The 19,813-nt window shown below is 71.5% G+C and carries 14 protein-coding genes; 6 read left to right on the forward strand and 8 right to left on the reverse strand.

From position 1 onward, the window contains the following. Positions 1–42: 42 nt before the first annotated feature. Together pdxY and ASC58_RS01460 are read left to right on the forward strand one after the other, a co-directional pair. The gene (gene pdxY, locus ASC58_RS01455) at positions 43–894 is read left to right on the forward strand and encodes a pyridoxal kinase PdxY (protein ID WP_056915052.1); all 852 of its coding nucleotides are present in this window, start codon (positions 43–45) and stop codon (positions 892–894) included. 218 nt (positions 895–1,112) lie between these two features. Next, positions 1,113–2,084, forward strand: coding sequence for a hypothetical protein (locus ASC58_RS01460; RefSeq protein WP_056918157.1), 972 nt, complete (start codon positions 1,113–1,115; stop codon positions 2,082–2,084). A gap of 69 nt (positions 2,085–2,153) precedes the next feature. On the opposite strand, the gene proB is transcribed toward ASC58_RS01460, so the two are convergent. The 6 genes from proB to ASC58_RS01490 all read right to left on the reverse strand — a co-directional run bounded on the left by proB (position 2,154) and on the right by ASC58_RS01490 (position 10,094). Continuing rightward, a complete protein-coding gene (gene proB, locus ASC58_RS01465) occupies positions 2,154–3,278 on the reverse strand; it encodes a glutamate 5-kinase (RefSeq protein WP_056915054.1) in 1,125 nt (374 codons plus the stop codon). Next, positions 3,275–4,813, reverse strand: coding sequence for a GTPase ObgE (obgE, locus tag ASC58_RS01470; protein WP_056915055.1), 1,539 nt, complete (start codon positions 4,811–4,813; stop codon positions 3,275–3,277). Before obgE ends, proB begins: the two co-directional genes overlap by 4 nt. 149 nt (positions 4,814–4,962) lie before the next feature. Beyond that, positions 4,963–5,232 carry a 50S ribosomal protein L27 gene (gene rpmA / locus ASC58_RS01475; protein ID WP_056915056.1) on the reverse strand — a complete coding sequence of 90 codons (270 nt, stop codon included), beginning with the start codon at positions 5,230–5,232 and terminating at the stop codon, positions 4,963–4,965. A 50-nt stretch (positions 5,233–5,282) separates the two neighbouring features. Continuing rightward, positions 5,283–5,591 carry a 50S ribosomal protein L21 gene (gene rplU / locus ASC58_RS01480; protein WP_056915057.1) on the reverse strand — a complete coding sequence of 103 codons (309 nt, stop codon included), beginning with the start codon at positions 5,589–5,591 and terminating at the stop codon, positions 5,283–5,285. A 166-nt stretch (positions 5,592–5,757) separates the two neighbouring features. Next, a complete protein-coding gene (locus ASC58_RS01485; protein WP_082552831.1) occupies positions 5,758–9,168 on the reverse strand; it encodes an Rne/Rng family ribonuclease in 3,411 nt (1,136 codons plus the stop codon). A gap of 173 nt (positions 9,169–9,341) precedes the next feature. Continuing rightward, positions 9,342–10,094, reverse strand: coding sequence for a TIGR03936 family radical SAM-associated protein (locus tag ASC58_RS01490; RefSeq protein ID WP_082552832.1), 753 nt, complete (start codon positions 10,092–10,094; stop codon positions 9,342–9,344). A gap of 86 nt (positions 10,095–10,180) precedes the next feature. Between ASC58_RS01490 and ASC58_RS01495 the strand changes: the two genes are divergently transcribed. From ASC58_RS01495 to ASC58_RS01505, 3 genes are all read left to right on the forward strand, one after another. Next, a complete protein-coding gene (locus ASC58_RS01495) occupies positions 10,181–11,548 on the forward strand; it encodes a transaminase (RefSeq protein ID WP_056915060.1) in 1,368 nt (455 codons plus the stop codon). 138 nt (positions 11,549–11,686) lie between these two features. Continuing rightward, positions 11,687–12,310, forward strand: coding sequence for a hypothetical protein (locus ASC58_RS01500; RefSeq protein ID WP_056915061.1), 624 nt, complete (start codon positions 11,687–11,689; stop codon positions 12,308–12,310). Positions 12,311–12,607: 297 nt separating this feature from the next. Then, the gene (locus ASC58_RS01505; RefSeq protein WP_056915062.1) at positions 12,608–13,261 is read left to right on the forward strand and encodes a Crp/Fnr family transcriptional regulator; all 654 of its coding nucleotides are present in this window, start codon (positions 12,608–12,610) and stop codon (positions 13,259–13,261) included. 124 nt (positions 13,262–13,385) lie between these two features. Here the strand turns inward: ASC58_RS01505 and ASC58_RS01510 are convergent, their stop codons facing one another. Further along, the gene (locus tag ASC58_RS01510; RefSeq protein WP_056918159.1) at positions 13,386–13,952 is read right to left on the reverse strand and encodes a hypothetical protein; all 567 of its coding nucleotides are present in this window, start codon (positions 13,950–13,952) and stop codon (positions 13,386–13,388) included. A 95-nt stretch (positions 13,953–14,047) separates the two neighbouring features. Continuing rightward, positions 14,048–15,805: a tetratricopeptide repeat-containing protein gene (locus tag ASC58_RS01515; protein ID WP_056918160.1), complete on the reverse strand. Its 1,758-nt coding sequence runs from the start codon at positions 15,803–15,805 to the stop codon at positions 14,048–14,050. Between the two features lie 135 nt (positions 15,806–15,940). Between ASC58_RS01515 and ASC58_RS01520 the strand changes: the two genes are divergently transcribed. After that, complete coding sequence (locus ASC58_RS01520; RefSeq protein WP_157598329.1) at positions 15,941–19,810, forward strand: TIR domain-containing protein; 3,870 nt, start codon at positions 15,941–15,943, stop codon at positions 19,808–19,810. Positions 19,811–19,813 lie beyond the last annotated feature (3 nt).

Here is a 19,813-nt window from a genome sequence, read left to right on the forward strand (position 1 = left end):
CGGGCCCACGACCACCTCCCGGACCACTGGTTGAATGGGCGGGTGAGCATCCTGTCGATCCAGTCCTCGGTCGCGTACGGCCACGTCGGCAACAGCGCCGCCGTCTTCCCCCTCCAGCGCCTCGGCGTGGAGGTCTGGCCGGTGCACACGGTGCACTTCTCCAACCACACCGGGTATGGCGCGTGGCGCGGTCCGCTGATGCCCGCCGACGACGTGCGGGCGGTGATCCAGGGCATCGGGGAGCGCGGGGCGTTCCCGAAGGTCGACGCCGTGCTGTCCGGCTACCAGGGTGGCGAGGAGATCGGCGACGTCATCCTCGATGCGGTCGCCCAGGTCAAGGCGGCCAACCCGGACGCGATCTACGCGTGCGACCCGGTCATGGGCAACGCCAAGAGCGGCTGCTTCGTGCACCCGGCCATCCCGGTCCTGCTGCGCGAACGCGTCGTCCCGGCCGCCGACCTCATCACGCCGAACCAGTTCGAGCTCGGGTTCCTCACCGGCACCGAGCCGCGGACCATCGAGGACACCCTTGCCTCGGTCGACCTCGCCCGGGCCATGGGGCCGTCGACCGTGCTGGTCACGAGCGTCGAGCGCCCGGACGCCCCGGAGGACACCATCGAGATGATGGCTGTCACGGGCGACGGCGCCTGGGTCGTGCAGACACCGCGACTTCCCATGAAGGCCAACGGTTCCGGTGACGTGACTGCCGCGTTGTTCACGGCCCACCTGCTCGAGACCGGCGACCCGGCGGTGGCGCTGGCCCGGACCGCGAGCAGCGTGTTCGACCTGCTGCAGACCACGCTCGACTCGGGTGAGCGCGAGCTGCAGCTCGTGCAGTCGCAGGAGTCGCTGGCCAACCCGCGGATGCAGTTCGACGTCACCCGGGTCCGCTGACCCCGCTCCCCCGGCAGGCTGCACCCCCCCGGCAGCAACCCCCTGCAGCAACCTCTGCTAGCAGAGGTTGCTGCAGCAGGGGTAGGGAGCAACCTGCCCCTGCTGCAGCACCCTGTGCTAGCAGAGGCTGCTGCAGCAGGGGTAGGGAGCAACCTGCCCCTGCTGCAGCACCCTGTGCTGGGTGGCAACCGATCTGCACTGCCAAGCGTCCTACGGGTATGAGACCGGTCCCCGCTGCCGCGCGCCGACGCCCCCTCACCCGACACGGCGTCGCGGTCGTGGCGACCGGTCTCGTCGGGGTCGTCCTGCTGGCGGGGTGCGGCAACGGCGCAAGACCGGGCTCCGGTGCACCGAGCAGTCCCAGCGGCGACCCGGGCCGGACCTCGAGGGCGACGCAGCTCCTCGACCGGTTCGCAGCGGCGCAGAAGGGAAGCGACCCCCTCGCCCTCGCGATCCCGCCGGGCGAGCTGGTCAGCCAGGACGGCACCTGGGAGGACGCCGTCGGGGACAACGACAAGCGGGCCTCGCTCTCCGGCCACCTCGTCGCCATCGCCCCGCTTCCCACCTCGTCGGACAAGGGCGTCGTCGTCGACGGCACCGGCCGCCGGGTGCCGACAAGCCTGTTGTCGGCGACGGACGCCCTGGCGGAGCTGACCCGGGTGCGCACCGACTGCAACGGCTGCACCGACCTCGAGGTGACCTCGGCCAGGCTCACGACCATGCAGGTCAGCACCTCGTCGGGCACCGCCACGGTGCCCGCCTGGCGGTTCGCGCTGAAGGGGACCGCGGTCGGCCTGCTGAGAGTCGCCCTCCCGGCCTCTGCCCTCGTCGAACCGCCCGAAGAGACCTCCCCGCAGCCCGGCGACGGCCCTCGGGTGGACTCGTGGAGCCCGGGCCCGGACGTCCGCACGATCCGCCTGCACTTCGTGGGAGCGCCGGACGCCACCGGTCCCTGCGGAGCGGACTACCGGGCTGAGCAGTGGTCGTCCGGCACCGCCGTGGTGGTCACCGTCGTGCAGGTGCCTCGGACGCCGCCCCCGACGGACGTGGCCTGCCCCGCCATCGGGGCCCTGCGCACCGTGGAGGTCGCCCTCGACGACCCGGTGGCGTCACGCACGGTCCTCGACCTCGCCGGCGGCGCGATCGTCCCCCGCACCCGGGGTCAGGTCGACGGCATCCCCGTCCGCTGACGGCGACCCACCGGCCGCGGCGCCGAGCCACGTCTGCCTCGCCGAACCACGTCCGCGTCCGCGGTCGGGTTAGAGCAGCACCAGGTCGTCGCGGTGGACGACCTCTCGCTCGTACTCCGGCCCCAGCTCCTTGGCGAGCTCACGCGTCGACCGCCCGAGCATGCCCGGCAGCTCGGCCGAGGTGTAGTTGACGAGCCCACGCGCGATGACGCGGCCCTCGACGGTGCACAGGTCGACGGCGTCACCGTCGGAGAAGGACCCCTCGACCGCCGTGATCCCCGCGGGGAGCAACGAGGTCCGGCGCTCGGTGACCGCTCGCACCGCACCCGGGTCGAGCAGCAGCCGACCCCGAGGTGTCGTCGCGTGCTCGAGCCACAGCTTGCGTGAGGTGCGCTTCGAACCGGTGGGCACGAACACCGTGCCGACGTCAGCCCCCTCCAGGGCGGCAGCGATGCGGTCGGACGAGGTGAGCACCGTGGTGATGCCGGCGGCGTTGGCGATGGTGGCGGCCTCGACCTTGGTGAGCATGCCGCCGCTGCCGATGCTCGAACCGGTGCCGCCGATGACGAGCTCGTCCAGCCCGGCCCCACCCACGACCGACGGCACCCGCCGGCTGCCCGCCAGGCTGGGCGGCCCGTCATACAGGGCATCCACGTCGGTGAGCAGGAGCAGCCCGTCGGCGTGGACGAGGTGGGCGACGAGCGCCGCGAGGCGGTCGTTGTCGCCGAAGCGGATCTCCTGCGTCGCCACCGTGTCGTTCTCGTTGACGATCGGCACGATGCCGAGCTCGAGCAGGCGGTCGAGGGTGCGGCGGGCGTTCGTGTAGTGCGAACGGCGCGTCACGTCGTCGGCGGTGAGCAGCACCTGGCCGACGGTGAGCCCGTGGGCACCGAACGCACGCTGGTATGCCGCCACGAGGGCTCCCTGCCCCACGCTGGCGGCCGCCTGCTGGGTCGCGAGGTCGCCGGGGCGGCGGGCCAGCCCCAGCGGGCCGATCCCCGCCGCGATGGCGCCGGACGAGACCAGCACGACCTGCTGGCCGGCGAGGCGCCGGGCCGCGAGCACGTCGACGAGCTCGACCAGGCGGGCCTCGTCGAGCGACCCGCCACCGGCGTGGGTGAGGGAGGACGACCCGACCTTGACCACCAGGCGCCGGGCGCGAGCCACGTCGCGACGGCGGTCGGCCACGCTCATCCCTCGGTGTCCTCGTCGTCCTCGCTCTTGGCCGTGGCCCAGTGCCCGGCCCGGCGCTCCTCGGCCAGCTCGGCGCGGGCAGCAGTGCGGGCGGCCCGCCGGTCGGCGTAGTCGGCCCGCTTGTCCTCACGGGTCGGACGGGTGGCCTCCTCGAGGCGCAGGTCCGTCCCGCGCTGGCCGAGCAGCTCGGCACCGGCGATGAGGGTGGGCTCCCAGTCGAAGACGACGGCGTTGTCCTTGGGGCCGATGAGCACGGTGGCCCCGGCGACGGCGCCGGCCTTGAAGAGGGCTTCCTCGACGCCGAGGCGGCCGAGGCGGTCGGCGAGGTAGCCGACGGCCTCGTCGTTGGAGAAGTCGGTCTGGCGCACCCAGCGGGTGGGGCGCTCGCCGTCGATGCGGAAGACCTCGCCGTCGGGGGTGTTCTCGCGGACGATCCGGAACCCGCTGTCGTCGACCGACTTGGGACGGATGACGACGCGCTTGGGCGTCGCCGTCGCGATCTCGAGCTCCTTGCGGGCCTCACCGACGTGGCGGGACATGGCGAACATCAGCTCGCGCAGGCCCGTGTGTGCGATCGCCGAGACGATGAACACCTCGATGCCGCGGGCCTCGAGGTCGGGCTTGACCATCTCGGCCAGCTCGTGCGCCTCGGGGACGTCGGCCTTGTTGAGGACCACGATGCGGGTGCGCTCGGCCAGTGGCCGGCCGCCGAGGGAGTCGTCCGGCACGTACTGCGAGAGCTCCTCCTCGATCACGTCGAGGTCGGTCATCGGGTCGCGGCCCGGCTCGAGCGTCGCGCAGTCGATGACGTGCACGAGGACCGAGCAGCGCTCGACGTGGCGCAGGAACTCCAGTCCCAGTCCCTTGCCCTGGCTCGCACCGGGGATGAGCCCGGGAACGTCCGCGACGGTGAACCGGAACTCGCCGGCCTGCACCACTCCGAGGTTGGGCACGAGGGTCGTGAACGGGTAGTCCGCGATCTTGGGCCGGGCCGCGGACAGCACCGACACCAGCGAGGACTTGCCTGCCGAGGGGAACCCGATCAGGGCGACGTCCGCGAGCGACTTGAGCTCGAGCAGGATGTCGCCGGAGTCGCCCGGCTCACCGAGCAGCGCGAAGCCGGGCGCCTTGCGACGGGCGGACGAGAGGGCCTTGTTGCCGAGTCCCCCACGCCCACCACGGGCCACGACGAACTCCGCGTCCTGGCCGACGAGGTCGGCCAGGACCGTGCCCTCGCCGTCCTTGACGACGGTGCCGGGCGGGACGGGCAGGACCAGGTCGCCACCGTCGGCGCCATTGCGCTCGTCGCCGGCTCCGGGCTTGCCGTTCGTCGCCGTGCGGTGGGGGTGGTGGTGGTAGTCGAGCAGCGTGGTCGCCTGGGGGTCCACCCGCAGGATGACGTCACCGCCGCGACCACCGTTGCCGCCGTCGGGTCCACCGAGGGGCTTGAACTTCTCACGCTTGACAGAAGCAACGCCGTGTCCGCCGTCGCCCGCGGCGACGTGCAGCACGACGCGGTCGACGAAGCTGGTCATGGGGCTCTTCTCTCTGTTCTGGTTGGTGCGTCCCCGAGTCTAGGAGGGGACGTGCGCTGAGGCGGACGACAGAAGGGGGCGGGCCCCGATCAGGCCCGCCCCCTTCGGGGAGGTATGGCGCGTGGCCGGGCCACGCGCCATACCGAGAGTCAGCTGGCGTCCGCGGTCTCGAGCGGGACGATGTTGACGACCTTGCGACGGCGCTTGGTGCCGAACTCCACGTTGCCCGCGACGAGCGCGAACAGCGTGTCGTCGCCGCCACGGCCGACGCCCTCACCGGGGTGGAAGTGCGTGCCGCGCTGGCGGACGATGATCTCGCCCGCGTTGACGAGCTGGCCGCCGAAGCGCTTCACGCCGAGTCGCTGGGAGTTGCTGTCGCGACCGTTGCGGGTCGAGGACGCACCCTTCTTGTGTGCCATGTCAGTGCCTGCCTTCTGCTAAGTCTGTGGGGTCCGAAAAGGGTGCCGACTCAGGCGTCGATCGAGGTGATCTTGACCTGGGTCGAGTGCTGACGGTGGCCCTGACGCTTGCGGTAACCCGTCTTGTTCTTGAACTTCATGATCGTGATCTTCGGGCCCTTGGTGGGCTTCACGACCTCGGCCTTGACGGTGACCTTGGCGAGCTTGGCGGCATCGCTGGTCACGGTCGAGCCGTCGACGATCAGGAGGGGGGTCAGGTCGATGCTGTCGCCAGCCGCGCCCTTGACCTTGTCGATGATGAGGACATCGCCGACGGAAACCTTCTCCTGGCGACCACCAGCGCGAACAATCGCGTACACGTGGAACTCTCTTTCGTACTTCGGGAGGCACGCGCTCTCTGTCTGGACCGTCCGATAGCTACCCGCGTTCGTTGCGGACATCAGAGCGGTGGGCGCACCGAGGGTTGAGAATACCGGGTGGTTGCCCTGCCGACCAAACTGGCTCGGCAGGGCTGACCAGCGGCGATCAGGAGTCGGACGCCCCGGACTCGGCCTCGACCGCGCGCGGCGGCCCGGCCGGGGCCACGACGCGACCACGACGGCGCTTCTTGGGCGCTGCCGCAGGGGCAGCTTCCGGGGTGGGTTCGGTGGCGGGTCCGGCGACCGGTCCCGCGACCGGGGCGGCTGCCTCGTCCGGCTCAGGGGCGGGGGCGGACTCGACCTCGGCCTGGGCCTCGGGCGCCGGTGCAGGTGTCTCGGAGACCTCGGCGTCCTGCGCCACCTCGGTGTCGTCGCTGCCCTGCGTGTCCTGGGTGTCCTCGGAGACCTCGGCCTCCGGGGTGGCGTGGACCGACTGCTGGTCCACCGACTCCTGGTCGGCGGCCTCGTGCACCTCGACGACCGGCTCGTCCTGGGCCGGCACGGCCAGGAGCGCCTCCTCGTCGTGGTGCTCCCCCGCCGACTTCAGGGCGGCGGCGTGGGCGGCTGCGGCGATCTGGGCCGGGGTGGGTCCGCCGTGGGCGGGGCTGCTGCTCTCCTGACCACCCTGCGACGCTCCACCACGGGGGCCCTGGGCTGCGGGGGCGTCCGAGCCCGACCGGGCACCACGGCGGCCGCGCGTGCTGCCGCCGCCGGCTGGGCCGGTCTGGCCGCTGCGCTGGGACTGGCCGGACGAACCGCCGTTGTCGCCGCCACCGCCGGACCGGTCCACCGGGTCGGCGTGGACGATGATCCCGCGCCCGCCGCAGTGCTCGCAGTTCTCCGAGAAGACCTCGATGAGGCCGGACCCGACGCGCTTGCGCGTCATCTGCACCAGGCCCAGCGAGGTGACCTCCGCGACCTGGTGCTTGGTGCGGTCGCGGCCGAGGCACTCGAGCAGGCGCCGGACCACGAGGTCGCGGTTGCTCTCGAGCACCATGTCGATGAAGTCGATGACGATGATGCCGCCGATGTCGCGCAGCCGGAGCTGGCGCACGATCTCCTCGGCCGCCTCGATGTTGTTCTTGGTGACCGTCTCCTCGAGGTTGCCCCCGGACCCGACGAACTTTCCGGTGTTGACGTCGACGACCGTCATCGCCTCGGTGCGGTCGATCACGAGGGAGCCACCCGACGGCAGCCAGACCTTGCGGTCCATCGCCTTGGCGATCTGCTCGTCGACGCGGTAGTGCGTGAAGAGGTCCTCCTCGGAGGTCCACTTGTGCAGGCGCTCGGCCAGGTCGGGCGCGACGTCGCCGAGGTACTCGCTGACCTCGCCGTACGCCTGGTCGCCCGCCACGACGAGGGACGTGAAGTCCTCGTTGAAGACGTCGCGGATGACGCGGACGGTCAGGTCCGGCTCGCCGTGGACGAGGACGGGGGCGCTGCCCTTGCCCTTGCCACCGGACTTGGAGTCGGCCTTGGCCTTGATCTTCTCCCACGTCTTGGTGAGGCGCTCGACGTCGGCACGCAGCTCTTCCTCGCTCGCCCCCTCGGCCGCGGTGCGGACGATGACGCCGGCCCGGTCCGGGACGACCTCCTTGAGGATGCCCTTGAGACGGGCGCGCTCGGTGTCGGGGAGCTTGCGGGAGATGCCGGTCATGCTGCCCTCGGGCACGTAGACCAGGTAGCGGCCGGGCAGCGAGATCTGGCTGGTCAGGCGGGCGCCCTTGTGGCCGATCGGGTCCTTGGTGACCTGCACGAGCACCGAGTCGCCCGACTTGAGGGCGTTCTCGATGCGCTTGGGCGCGTTGTTGTCCAGGCCCGCGGCGTCCCAGTTGACCTCACCGGCGTAGAGCACGGCGTTGCGGCCCTTGCCGATGTCGACGAACGCCGCCTCCATGGAGGGCAGCACGTTCTGGACGCGACCGAGGTAGATGTTGCCGGCCATCGACACGTTGGTCTCGCGGGAGACGTAGTGCTCGACCAGGACGTCGTCCTCGAGCACACCGATCTGGGTGCGGCCCTCACGCTCACGGACGACCATGACCCGCTCGACGCTCTCGCGGCGGGCGAGGAACTCGGCCTCGGTGATGATCGTGCGGCGGCGACCGGCCTCACGGCCCTCGCGGCGACGCTGCTTCTTGGCCTCGAGCCGGGTCGAGCCCTTGACGCTCTGCGGCTCGTCGCTCTGGCGGCGGGCCTCGCGCACCCGGGTCACGGTGCCGGGCGGGTCGTCCCCCTCGGCGGAGGATCCGCTGCGGCGGCGGCGCCGACGACGACGGCTCGAGGTGCTCTCGCCGTCGCCCTGCTCGTCCTCGGCGTCCGGGCCGGTCGACGAGGTGTCGTCGCCGTCCTCGTCGGACGAGTCGGAGGAGCCGGAGGACTCCGAGGAGTCGGTCGGGTCGGTGTCGGACTGGCCACGACCACGCCCACGGCCCTTGCCGCCACGACGACGACGGCGACGGCCGCCCTCGGAGGGGCTGCCCTCGTCCGAGTCGGCGTCGGAGTCGGAGTCGACGTCGGAGTCGGAGTCGATGGAGTCGGCCTGGTCGGCGGGCGCCTCGTCGTCGCGACGCGAGGCGTCGGTGGACTCGGCGGTCGCGCCACCGCGGGAGCCACGGCCACGACCGCGTCCTCGGCCACGTCGGGAGCCGCTCGCCTGCTGCTCGGACGGGGCGTCGTCCTGCGAGGTCTCTTCCTGCTGGGCGTCGGCGGCGGGCACGACCTCGGAGGTCGGCTCGGTCCCACCGGTCTCCGGCGTGGATCCTGACGTGGCGGGCGGGGTGGACTGGGTCGCCGGGGGTGCGGCGGCCGGCGCGGGCGCACCGGCGGCGGCGCTGGCCCGGCGGCGGCGCGGGGCGGCCTTGGCGGGGTCGGGCGCCTGGAAGAGCAGCCCGAAGCTGGGGACGTTCGCCGCGCTCTCGGCGGCTGCCTGCTCGGCGGCTGCGCTCTCGGCGGCTGCCTGCTCGGCGGCGGCCTCGGCCTCCTCGTCCGTGTCGAGCTCGCCGGCGTCCTCGGACACGGCGGGAAGCACGTCGTCCGTGGGAGCAGGAGCCACGACGTCGGCCAGCGGGGCCTCGGGCGCGAGCGCAAAGGCCTCCTCGTCGAGGACGGCGGCACCGGTCTCGGCGGGTGCGGCGGCGGCCTTCTTCGAGGTGCGCTTGGCGACCGCCTTCTTCGCGGTCTTCTTGGCGGCGGCCTTCCTGGCCGTCTTCCTCACCGGGGCCTCGGCAGCCGCAGCGGGGAGGTCGGTGGCCTCGTTCGTCGCAGCCGCGTCGGTGGTCACGACCTCGATCGCAGCGGGCTCGACGGCCACGGGGGCGCCTGCGCTCGGCTCTGCGGGCCCACCGTCGGTCGGAGCGTCGGCGGGAGCCGGGGCGGACGTCTTCTTCGTGGCCCGGCGCGGCGCGCGCTTGCGGGCCGGAGCCTTGGCCGGCGGTGCGTCGACCGGAGCAGCAGCTGCCTCGGCCGAGCCGTCGGTGCCTTCGGTGGTGGGGAACTGGTCTTCCGTGGAGGCCATGTCGGCGTCCTTCCGTCACCCACGAGGTGAGGGCCACACCCGAAGGTCCCGAGGGCCTTCCGATCAGCCACGTGGTGCGCGGTTCGTGCAGTCGTGTCGGCAACGGGTGCTGTCGACACGGAAGTCAGTGGTCTTACGCCAGACGAGGCTCGCGCAGGTCGCGCGGCACCGGGTCAGGCGCCGTCGTCGTCCTCGTCGGCAGCCAGTGGATCAGCCACCCCAGCGGTTGCGGAGTGCAGCGGGCCTTGCGCCAGTCGGGTCACCAGGGGTGGTGTCGGTGGTGCCAGCTCCGTTACTGCTCGCAGCGCGGTCAGGACGTCGTCGGGGCGTACAGCCGGTGTGGTGTGCCGTACGACCACCCGCAGTATCGCACAGTCGGCCTCCTCAGAGGCGCTGACGTCCAGCGACACGACGGCAGATCTCACGTCGAAGGTCCGCGGACCGGTCTTGAACGTCCGGCTGACCTCGACCACCTCGCGCGCGAGGAGCTCGTCGGCCGCCGCTCGCACCTCCTCGACAGGGACCCCACGGAACTCGATCACCCAGTCGCTCGCCTGCAGCCGGTCGGCCAGGGACCCGGGGGCCGCCTCGACCACCTCGAGCACGTCGAGGCCGTCCGGCAGCGCCTCGTCGAGCGCGGCCCGCAGCGACTCCGTGTCCACGCGCTCGGTCACCGAGATCTCGAAGTACTCGGCCTCGCTCGCCGTCCCCGTGGGCGCGGCGTTCGCGTAGCTGACCTTCGGGTGCGGGTGGAACCCGGCGGAGAAGGCCATCGGCACCCCGGCACGACGCAGCGCCCGCTCCAGGGCGCGCTGGAAGTCACGGGTGGAGGAGAACCGCAGGCGACCACGCTTGGCGTACCGGATCCGCAGCTTCATCACCGCCGGGGCGGGGGGCGGGCCTTCGGGTACGCGCTGTCGAGCCATGGTCGGCAAGCCTAGGGGCGGCACCCGCCCCCTACGGAATCCGCACTCCCCTGCAGCACTGCCCACCCCACCTCTAGCGTTGGGCCATGGCAACCCTGGACCGCTCGCGACTGGCCTCCCTCCTCGCCGCCGAGCAGGCGGCATACACGAAGGACCACCCGCGCAGCCGCGAGCTCTTCGAGCAGGCGGACAACCTCTTCGGCCGGGTGCCGATGACCTGGATGAACATGTGGACGGGCGGCTTCCCCCTCTACCTCGACCACGCGACCGGGAACCGGGTCACCGACGTCGACGGCCACACGTACGTCGACTTCGCGCTCGGGGACACCGGCGCCATGGCCGGCCACTCCCCCAGGCCCACCGTCGCCGCGGTGCAGCAGCGGGCCGGCGAGCTGGGCGGCATCACGACCATGCTCCCCACCGGCGACGCCCAGTGGGTGGGTGCCGAGCTCGAGCGACGGTTCGGTATGCCGCTGTGGAGCTTCACCCTGTCGGCCACCGACGCGAACCGCTGGGCCATCCGGCTCGCCCGCCTCGCGACGGGCAAGCCCAAGGTGCTCGTGTTCGCGTACTGCTACCACGGGTCGGTGGACGAGGCGTTCGCGCTCCCGGGGCCCGAGGGCAAGGCGCAGAGCCGTCCGGGCAACGTGGCGCCGCCGGTCGACCTGAGCCTCACCACCCGCGTGGCGACGTGGAACGACCTCGAGTCCGTCGAGGCAGCGCTGGCCCACGGCGACGTCGCCGCCATCCTCACCGAGCCCGCGCTGACCAACATCGGGATCGTGCTGCCCGAGGACGGCTTCCTCCCGCGCCTGCGGGAGCTCGCGACCGAGCACGGCGCCCTGCTGATGATCGACGAGACCCACACCTTCTCGGCCGGCTGGGGCGGCGCGACCCGCGAGTGGGGCCTCGAGCCAGACATCTTCGTCATCGGCAAGTCCATCGGCGGCGGGATCCCCTGCGGGGCCTACGGCATCAGCCGCGAGGTGGCCGCCGCGGTGACACGCCACACCGACGCGGGCGATGCCGACATCGTCGACGTGGGTGGCGTCGGCGGCACGCTGGCCGGCAACGCGCTGTCGACGGCGGCGATGCGGGCGACCCTCGGCGAGGTGCTGACCGAGGAGGCCTTCGCCCACATGGTCGAGCTGGCGACGGAGTTCACCGCGGGCGTGCAGGCGACCTTCGACGAGCTCGACGTGCCGTGGTCGGTCGCCCAGCTCGGGGCCCGTGCGGAGTACCGGTTCACTCGGCCGGCCCCGCGCACCGGTGAGGAGTCCGCGGCCGCCGCCGACGACGAGCTCGACGCCTACCTGCACCTGGCCCTGTGCAACCGCGGCGTGCTGATGACGCCGTTCCACAACATGGCGCTGATGTGCCCCGAGACCTCCCGCGCCGACGTGGACCGGCACACCAGCGTCTTCCGTGAGGTGGTCGGCGCCCTCTTCGACTGAGGCCCGCGTCCCTTCCGCGGGACCGTTCGGCGCACGGCCCGGAATGTCCGGTGACCGCGTGGCAGCCCCGGCGTAACTTCGGGAGGTGGACCACTTCGGCACGAAGCGGCCCCTGCGAGAGAAGCGGAGGGTTGAGAGGTGTTCATCCAGATCATCCAGGGAAGGTGTCGTGACGCCGAGCAGGTGCACCGGCTGAACGACGAGTGGCGCGAGACGATGGGCCCGATGGCCCAGGGCTGGCTCGGCGGGACCTACGGCATCACCGACGACGGCGAGTTCGTCGGCGTCGTGCGGTTCGAGAGCCGGGAGGCAGCGGCGAGGAACTCCACCCGCCCCGAGCAGGGCGAGTGGTTCGAGCGCATGCGGGCGTGCTTCGACGGCGAGGTGACGTTCCACGACTGCGACGACGCGGTGATGTTCCTCGACGGCGGATCCGACGACGCGGGGTTCGTCCAGGTCATCCAGGGGCGGGTGGCCGACCCCATGCGGTTCCGCAGCTTCATGGAGCAGCCGATGGACGTGCTGCACGAGCAGCGGCCCGAGATCATCGGCGGCACGATCGCCATGGAGCCCGACGGCTGGTTCACCGAGACCGTCGCGTTCCGCAGCGAGGAGGAGGCGCGGGCCGGCGAGGGCCGGGAGATGCCGGAGGACGCGCGGAGGGAGTGGGAGTCGCAGATGGCGGCCATGTCGGACGTCCGCTACCTCGACCTGCACGCCCCGTGGTTCGCGAGCGCGATGCCGCGGGAGTCCATGACCTGAGGCCGCACCCCGGAAAGACGTATGCCGCCCGCTCCCCCCGGCTCGAGAGCCTGGGTGAGCGGGCGGCTGTCCTCAGAGCTCTCCGCACGAGCGTTCCGAGGCACTCACCGGCGAGGCGGTGAAGGGGCCGTCTCGCCGACGCGTGAGCGGTCAGGAGGAGACGACCGCGTGCACCACGCCTGCCCCTCGACCAGATGGTGACCGGTCTCCGGGCAAGTCCCATTCGACACTGCGAACGCGCCCTGTCCCGATGACAAATGTCACCGATGTGGTGCCCAGTTGCAGCACACTGACGGGATGGAGTGGACCCTGCTCGCCGGCCTTGAGCCCGCAGAGCGCGAAGCAGTGCTGGCGTGCGGTCGACGGCGCCACTATCGACGCCACGAGATCGTCTGGCACGAGGGCGATCCCGGCGACACCCTGCACCTGGTGCGATCCGGTCGGCTCGCCGTGCGGGTGACCACTCCGGGTGGTGACCGGGCGACCCTGGCCGTCGTCGGACCCGGTGACGCCGTCGGTGAGCTCGCCCTGCTGAACCGTCCGCACCGCCGCACGGCGACCCTCGAGGCACTGGAGGACGTCGAGACGCTGGCCCTGGGACAGCAGGACTTCCACGACCTCCGCGCCCGCCACCCCGCCGTCGACGACATGCTGCTCGAGCTGCTGGCACAACGGGTGGAGCGGCTCGGCCAGCAGCTGCTGGACTCGCGCTACGCCAGCGCCAACCGGCGGGTCGCCCGCGCGCTCGCCGACCTCACCAGGGCGTACGGAGCCGACGGCCCGGTGGTCATCCCGCTGACGCAGGACGAGATCGCCGACCTCGCAGGGACCACGCGCCCCACCCTGAACCAGGCACTGCAGTCGTTCGCCGCAGCCGGGCTGGTCGTCCTGTCCCGGGGACGGATCGAGGTGCGCGACGTGGCCGGTCTGCGCCGCCGCGCCGGCGCCTGACGCTGCACACCGGTTCAGCACCGGGGTGGACGCCCCATGCGCAGGACGTCCACCGGGCACGCGCCAAGGAGCGTGGGACGGGTGCCGTCGCACCCGCCCCACGCTCCCCCTGTCGACGACCGGGTCAGCCGAGGTAGACCCAGCCGGCACCGGCGGTGCAGGGCCGGCTGGTCACGCACCGGTAGTCGCCAGAGTCGGTCATGTTCACGGACAGGCTGCTCTGGACGGCGCCGATGGCGGAGGTCCAGACGATGCTGGAGAGGACGCGGTAGTACCCGGAGCCCTGCGAGGGGAGGATCGACAGCGCCGGCAGCGTCGCCGAGACCTGGGCGGAGGGGATGGTGACCGAGCCGCGGTTCGTGCTGATCGTGGACCAGCCGGTCGAGTAGTAGCGCTGGGTCGTGTAGGTGACCTGGACCGTCTGGTTGCCGGACGCGGTGCGCTGGACCGTGGCGCCGGGCTGGTAGACCCACTGGTGCCACATCGGGCCCGTGACTGCCGAACCGGTGTTGTAGTGCGCACCCTGGACCTGGTAGATCGTCGGCATCACCGGGACGTTGCTCCGGCTGGCGACGGTGTAGGCCTGCGACGGGGCGCCGACCGCGAAGGTGACGGCCACGGCAGCTGCGAAGGCGGCAACCAGGCGGGCGATGACTCGGGGTGAGGCGGCGGTGAGGATCTTGGTGTTCATGGCTGCGGGTCCTTTCAGGAGCTGCGGGAGGCTGATGTCCTGAGGATGGCCCCGGGCCACCCCTCCCCTCTGTCCGCGCGCTGACACACCGCCTGTCAGCCTGGTGACGCAGCCCCTGCCGCCCGCAGGTGGTAGAGGTGCAGCGCGCCGTAGTCCTTGGCCGTCGGGGCGATCCCGACGTAGTCGCACCGCAGCTCAGGCGCCTCGAGCGCGAGCAGGGCCGCGAACTGTTCGGTGACGTAGGTCTGGCCGACAGGGGTCCGGGGCTCGATGCGCGCGGCCCGGACGACGGCGGCCCCGAAGAAGGCGTCCTCGTCCCGGATGCGGTCGCGGCCCGGGTGCACGGGCCCGACGTGCCCGCTGATGCGCAGGCCGCTCACCGACGCGAGCAGGGGGGAACCTGCGGTGGTCTCGGCCACGCTCTCCTGCCACCGCAGAGCGCAGCGGGCGGCCGAGGCCGTGTCACGCATGACGACGTGGACCGCGTCGCCCCATGTCTGACGGGCGAGCACGACGTCGCCGAACCCCTCGAGCACCTTCCCCAGGCCGCCCATCACCACGTCCATGAACAGCGGGATGACCTCGTCGGGCAGGCCGCTGAACCCTGCCACGTCGCAGAACAGCATGGCGCGGACCTCACGTCGGCCGGACGGAGGCTCGCGTCCGACCGCCTCACCGGTGCCGCCGCTGTCGACGACGACGCTCCGGCCCCGGACGGCCTCCCAGTCGGCGACGTCGGCCGCCACCCCCGTCTCCCCGGCGACGCCGTCCCACACGGCGACCTGGACGGCCGGCGCCTCCATCGCCTGGGCGCGCAACCGCACCATACCCATCGCGACCCGCGAGCCGAACCGGAAGAGCACGTCCTCCTCCCCGTGCAGGGCGTCGTTGACGACGGTCACGCTCCTCGCCGCGGCGAGGCAGGCACGGAACCGTTCGACCCAGTCCTGGCCGAACGGTGCGACGGAGGCGCGGACGAAGGCCTCCTCCGGGAAGGGCAGGACGACGTTGTAGGCGCCCCCACGAGCCGCCAGCTGCTCGGCGACGAGGATGTCGGCGCCGGCTGCCAGCGAGCCGAAGGCCACCCTCACCCCCTCGCGCTCGAGGACGCGCGCGACCTCCGCCGTGGCGGCGCCTTCTGCGGCCCTCGGGAACCTCCCCCGGCCATCACCTGCGACGGGCAGGTGCCCCGTGGCGTGGGCGACGGCAGGGTTGCGCAAGGGGGCGAGGACGTCCGCCTCCAGCCCGAGGTGCGCGCAGAGCCGCGCCAGCTGGCGGCGCGTGGCGGCGCGGGAGGCATAGTCGTGCGGGCCCATGACCGCAGCAGCGACGACGGCGCGGTGGGCGAGGCCGAGGTCGCCGATGACGAGGGCCAGCTCGGCGCACGTCACGGCGGCCCAGTAGTCCTCCCAGGGCTCGCCGACGGAGGGCAGGGCGGAGCGGGCGAGCTCGGCGGCACGCGGCCGCTCACCGGCCAAGGTCCACAAGGTGGCCGCGTTGGCGGCTGGGTACGCGTCGTCCCACCGTCGGTGCACCGCTTCGTAGGCACGGGCTGCATCGGCGAGCAGCTGCGGACGGTCGGCACCCGTCGCCTCGAAGGCGAGATCCTTCGCCAGGCGGGCCCGGAGGGCGTCGATGTCGAGCCCGAGGCCGCGGTCGGGGACGGTGAGGACGTCGACGTCCAGGAGGTCTTCCGCAGCCGACCGGGCCTGAGTGAGCGCACCCGAGCGCGCCAGGGCGAGAACAGCGAGGTATCGGGTCCGGAGTGCCGAATCCCCTTTGTTCAGAAGCAATCGCGCCTCGTCGTAGGCCGCGAGGTAGTTCCCGTCAGCCATCAGGGACTCGATCGTCACCCGGTGATTGTCTCGCTCCCGACGGCGGGCAGAGCAGTATCCGGGAACCAGAGGAAAGCCTGATCGGACGGGTCTAGCATGCGGCTCAGGTCGCGGACCCCTTGGTCCGCTCCGTCCCTGCGGAGGTGACCCGTGATGGGTCCGTACGACGTCTTCATCTCCTACGCCCACTCCGCGGATGCAGAGCTGGCCGCGCAGCTCCAACGGGGTCTGCAGTCCCTCGCGCGACCGTGGCACCGCAGGTCTGCACTGCGCGTGTTCCGCGACGAGACCGGGCTGTCGGCCAACCCCGGCCTGTGGACCTCGATCTCGGCAGCCATGGCCGAGTCGCAGTGGCTCGTCCTCCTCGCCTCGCCCGAGGCGGCCCGATCCGTCTGGGTCGACCGCGAGGTCGAGCAGTGGCTCCGGGACCACGACGCGAACCGCATCCTCGCCGTCGTCACCGGCGGCACCTGGGCCTGGGACCCGGTGCGCAACACCTTCGACGAGAGCTCCGACTCGGTACCCCCGTCCCTGCTCCACGCCTTCACCGAGGAGCCACGCCACGTCGACATGCGTTGGGCCGCAGCGGAACCCGCGGCACTGCTCGACCTGCGCCACCCCCGGTTCCGCGAGCAGGTCGCCGAGGTCGCGGCCCCCGTGCACGGCGTCACCAAGGACGACCTCACGGGCGAGGACGTGCGACAGTACCGACGGACCCGTCGCCTCGCCGGCGCCGCCGTCGCCTCCCTCGTCGCCCTGCTCCTCCTCGCGAGCACCGCGGCCGTCGTGGCGTACGTCCAGTCCGGTTCGGCGCAACGCAACGAAACCCTGGCCGTCTCCGCGCGACTCACCGCAGAGCAGGCACAGCAGCGCGCCCTCGATGCCGCAGACCTCGCACTGACCCGCCAGGCGGAGGCGGAGGCCTCGGCCAAGCTTGCCCTGCAACGCAAGTCGGAGGCCGAGGCCTCTGCGCGGCTCGCCATCAAGCGCAAGAGCGAAGCCGATGCCGCTGCTGCAGAGGCGCAGCGGCAGCGCGGCATCGCGGACGACCAGCGTGGTCAGGCAGCGCAGAGCGCAGCCGAGGCGGTGGCGCGTCGCACCGAGGCAGAGCGGCAGACCGTCCTGGCCGAGGAGGCAGCGACACGGGCGGACGCCGCGGCGACAGAGGCGAACCGGCAGCGCAGCAACGCGGCTGCGTTCGCCGCTGTCGCCGTGCAGAGGGCGGACGAGGCGCGCAAGGCGCAGCAGAAGGCGCAGGCTGCCGCCGACAAGCTGGCGATACAGGCGCAACTGCTCATCGCGCAAAAGACTTCGCTGGAGGAGCGACAAGCCGAGATCTTGCAGGCGAAGTCGGCGATCGAGGCGGCCAACGCAGAAATCAGCAGCGGAAGCCTGCTCGCAGGCGGACTCGCGCGCGAGGCGCGAGGACAACACGACGTCGCCATGATCCTCAAGGCACAGGCAATGACTACCCCCGCTCAGCAACTGGCCGCCCGCGCCAGCCTCGCACTCGAGCAGTCTCGGCTTCGCATGGTGACATACCTCCCTGGCCCGGACAGTGGCGGTGACCTCGTCGCCGGAGCCAACCACGTCGCTACCGGGGGCGCGGCCCCGGAGCAGGCGCTGGTGTGGGATCTGAGGAGTCCCAGCAATGCCCCCGTCGCCCTGAGTACGTCGACAGGCGCCGCCCCGGCCCCGCGCGCCAGCTTCTCTCTGACGTCCGCTTCGCCCTTCGACGCGCCGCTACCCCCACCCCCACCGCCGCCAGGCCAGGGCCCACCGCCCATCCCTGCGTTCGCCCGGCAAGTCGCCTTGCATGGATTCGACTCAACGGGCACGCGGTTGATTGGCGTCACGGCGGACCTCACAGTGGTCCGTGTGTGGGACAGCGGAACCGGGTCGGCATTGCTGGATGTCCCCACCCGGTCCCTTGGCTTCGCGCCGGTAGACGTCCAACTTTCCCCAGACCGTCGGACCGCACTTGTCCAGACTGACACCGAGTCCGCAGACTCACACCCCACCATCGTGGCGGTCGACCTGAACCGCGCAACGGTGCTGGCAACATGGGCGGGACGGCTCCGCACGTCGCTGGGCTACACCGGCGCCTACGAACAAGCCGACGATGCCAGTCCCTTCGCTCCCGACGGGCATCACTTCCTCTATGGGGTTGGCGACACGAACACCTTGACATGGATGGTGGGGGACAGCCGCGGTGCCAAGACGACGCCGCTCGTTGGCGCCAGCCCCACCATCGCCCCTCGGTTCTCGCACGACAGCAGCGAGGTGCTCGCAGTCACCGGGTCGGGTTATCTCGTGCTGCGGCTTTCTGTGACGGACGGACTTCCCACGGGGGTGGTGCTGCTGACCAAGGACGGCCTCCCCAGTCCCGTGCAAGCCGCAGATCGCGACGAGCCGACCGGCCTGATCGGGGCGCTCCTGGTGGACGGCAGCGTGGCCCTGTTCGACCAGGAAGGACGTCTGAGCTGGTCATCGTCGGGCTCAGTCTGCTCCGGCGGCGGCACTGTGAGTTTTGACGCAGCACGGTTCAACCTCGTGGCGGTGTGCACTGATTTGGGTCTACCTGAGACTCTCGTCGTTGTCCCGCTCACGACACCGAACAACATTCGCTCTTGGCCGCTTGACGGGACCAGGGTCAGCGACATCATCGTTGAAGCACCTGAGACGTGGGCCGTTCTCGCGGACAGTGCCACCCTCGTGCACCTGCCCTTTCACGGTGCCATCCGCCCGTATGTCGAGCCGCGCCTCGATCTGCATGGGCCGTGTGTGGTGCGGGTGTCCCCACATGACCTCCTCTGCAGCGGTACTCGAGTGCCACTGACAGGGCTGAGTGGTGGCGCCGAACCCGAGGTCGCGGCACCGGCGATGGTGGCAACCGTGACAGCAGCCGGCAGCGGAAGCACCTGGTACGCCATGACAACTGGGGGCCGAGTGATGAAGGTCGACCCCGGGACAAAGCGACCTTCTGCGGCGATACCTGCGGTTGCCGCGTCAGAAGACTTCGGCGTCACCGCGGATTCTTGGTGGATGGTGTCGACAACTGGCGATCACACCACGGTGACCGACCTCACGACCGGCGCGAGCGTGCGCGCCGCGGTGCAAGGTACGGCAAAGCTCGTCGGACAGGTGTCAGTGCCTGGACACGACCCCGCCTTGCTCGTCGGGCGGCTCAACGGAGTCGCCCAGAATGACACTGCATTTAGTGCCTTGATTGATCCTCGAACCGGACAGACCTGGGACCTCGAACTCGCACCCATGACGGTGGTCTCCTCCGGCGGTACGTCCCTCGCGAGTCTCGCCAATGGCGTCACCACCGTCCGCTCAGGCCCCTCCCTCGCCTCCACTCAGGTCGTGCAGACGCCAGACGCGGAGATCGGGCCGGCCACATCTCCGGACAGCCGGTCATGGCTCGCCGTACGTGACGGTGGTGCGAACATCGCGTACATCAGGACCGTCACCACGCCCGCGACCGTCGGCATCTTGGCGGAGGTCGTCGTTCGGGATGTCACGACGGGAGCAACCTTGTTTACCGCCCGTCTGGGCTCTGACGAGATAGCGGCGGCATTCGCGCCACAACTGACCTTCACTCCCGATGGCACGAAACTGGTGATGCGCACTCCACGACGGCTGGTGACATGGTCCACCTCCTCCTGGGCGGTAACCGGAGAGGTCCTTGCCAAAGGCTGTGGCGAAGGAGCCGTGCCGATCGCTGACCCAGGCGGGGCTTTCATCGCGGCAGGTGGCCGCCTCTACGCCACGGGTGACCTGTCGACCGTGGACGCCACCCTCGGGTGCCACGACGCCGTCGCCTACAGGAACGGCGACCTCGTCCTGCTGGACCGGGTCGACGGGCGGCTGTCCAGCGTCACCGTCCCGCTGCGGGCCGGCAGTCTCTCGGATGCTGCCTGCGCCGCCGCCGGCCGCAACCTCGGCACCAAGGAGTGGCTCCAGTACCTGCCCGCGGCACCCGCGACGCCGACCTGCCGTCAGTGGCCGAGCGGCTGAGCG

Source organism: Phycicoccus sp. Root101 (assembly GCF_001426245.1).
Lineage (GTDB): Bacteria > Actinomycetota > Actinomycetes > Actinomycetales > Dermatophilaceae > Pedococcus.

What these genes read in the sequence shown, in the direction of transcription:
- ASC58_RS01460 (WP_056918157.1), top strand. Translation starts at nt 1,113, where the DNA reads ATGAGACCGGTCCCCGCTGCCGCGCGCCGACGCCCCCTCACCCGACAC.
- proB (WP_056915054.1), bottom strand. Translation starts at nt 3,278, where the DNA reads ATGAGCGTGGCCGACCGCCGTCGCGACGTGGCTCGCGCCCGGCGCCTG.
- obgE (WP_056915055.1), bottom strand. Translation starts at nt 4,813, where the DNA reads ATGACCAGCTTCGTCGACCGCGTCGTGCTGCACGTCGCCGCGGGCGAC.
- rpmA (WP_056915056.1), bottom strand. Translation starts at nt 5,232, where the DNA reads ATGGCACACAAGAAGGGTGCGTCCTCGACCCGCAACGGTCGCGACAGC.
- ASC58_RS01485 (WP_082552831.1), bottom strand. Translation starts at nt 9,168, where the DNA reads ATGGCCTCCACGGAAGACCAGTTCCCCACCACCGAAGGCACCGACGGC.
- ASC58_RS01490 (WP_082552832.1), bottom strand. Translation starts at nt 10,094, where the DNA reads ATGGCTCGACAGCGCGTACCCGAAGGCCCGCCCCCCGCCCCGGCGGTG.
- ASC58_RS01495 (WP_056915060.1), top strand. Translation starts at nt 10,181, where the DNA reads ATGGCAACCCTGGACCGCTCGCGACTGGCCTCCCTCCTCGCCGCCGAG.
- ASC58_RS01505 (WP_056915062.1), top strand. Translation starts at nt 12,608, where the DNA reads ATGGAGTGGACCCTGCTCGCCGGCCTTGAGCCCGCAGAGCGCGAAGCA.
- ASC58_RS01510 (WP_056918159.1), bottom strand. Translation starts at nt 13,952, where the DNA reads ATGAACACCAAGATCCTCACCGCCGCCTCACCCCGAGTCATCGCCCGC.
- ASC58_RS01520 (WP_157598329.1), top strand. Translation starts at nt 15,941, where the DNA reads ATGGGTCCGTACGACGTCTTCATCTCCTACGCCCACTCCGCGGATGCA.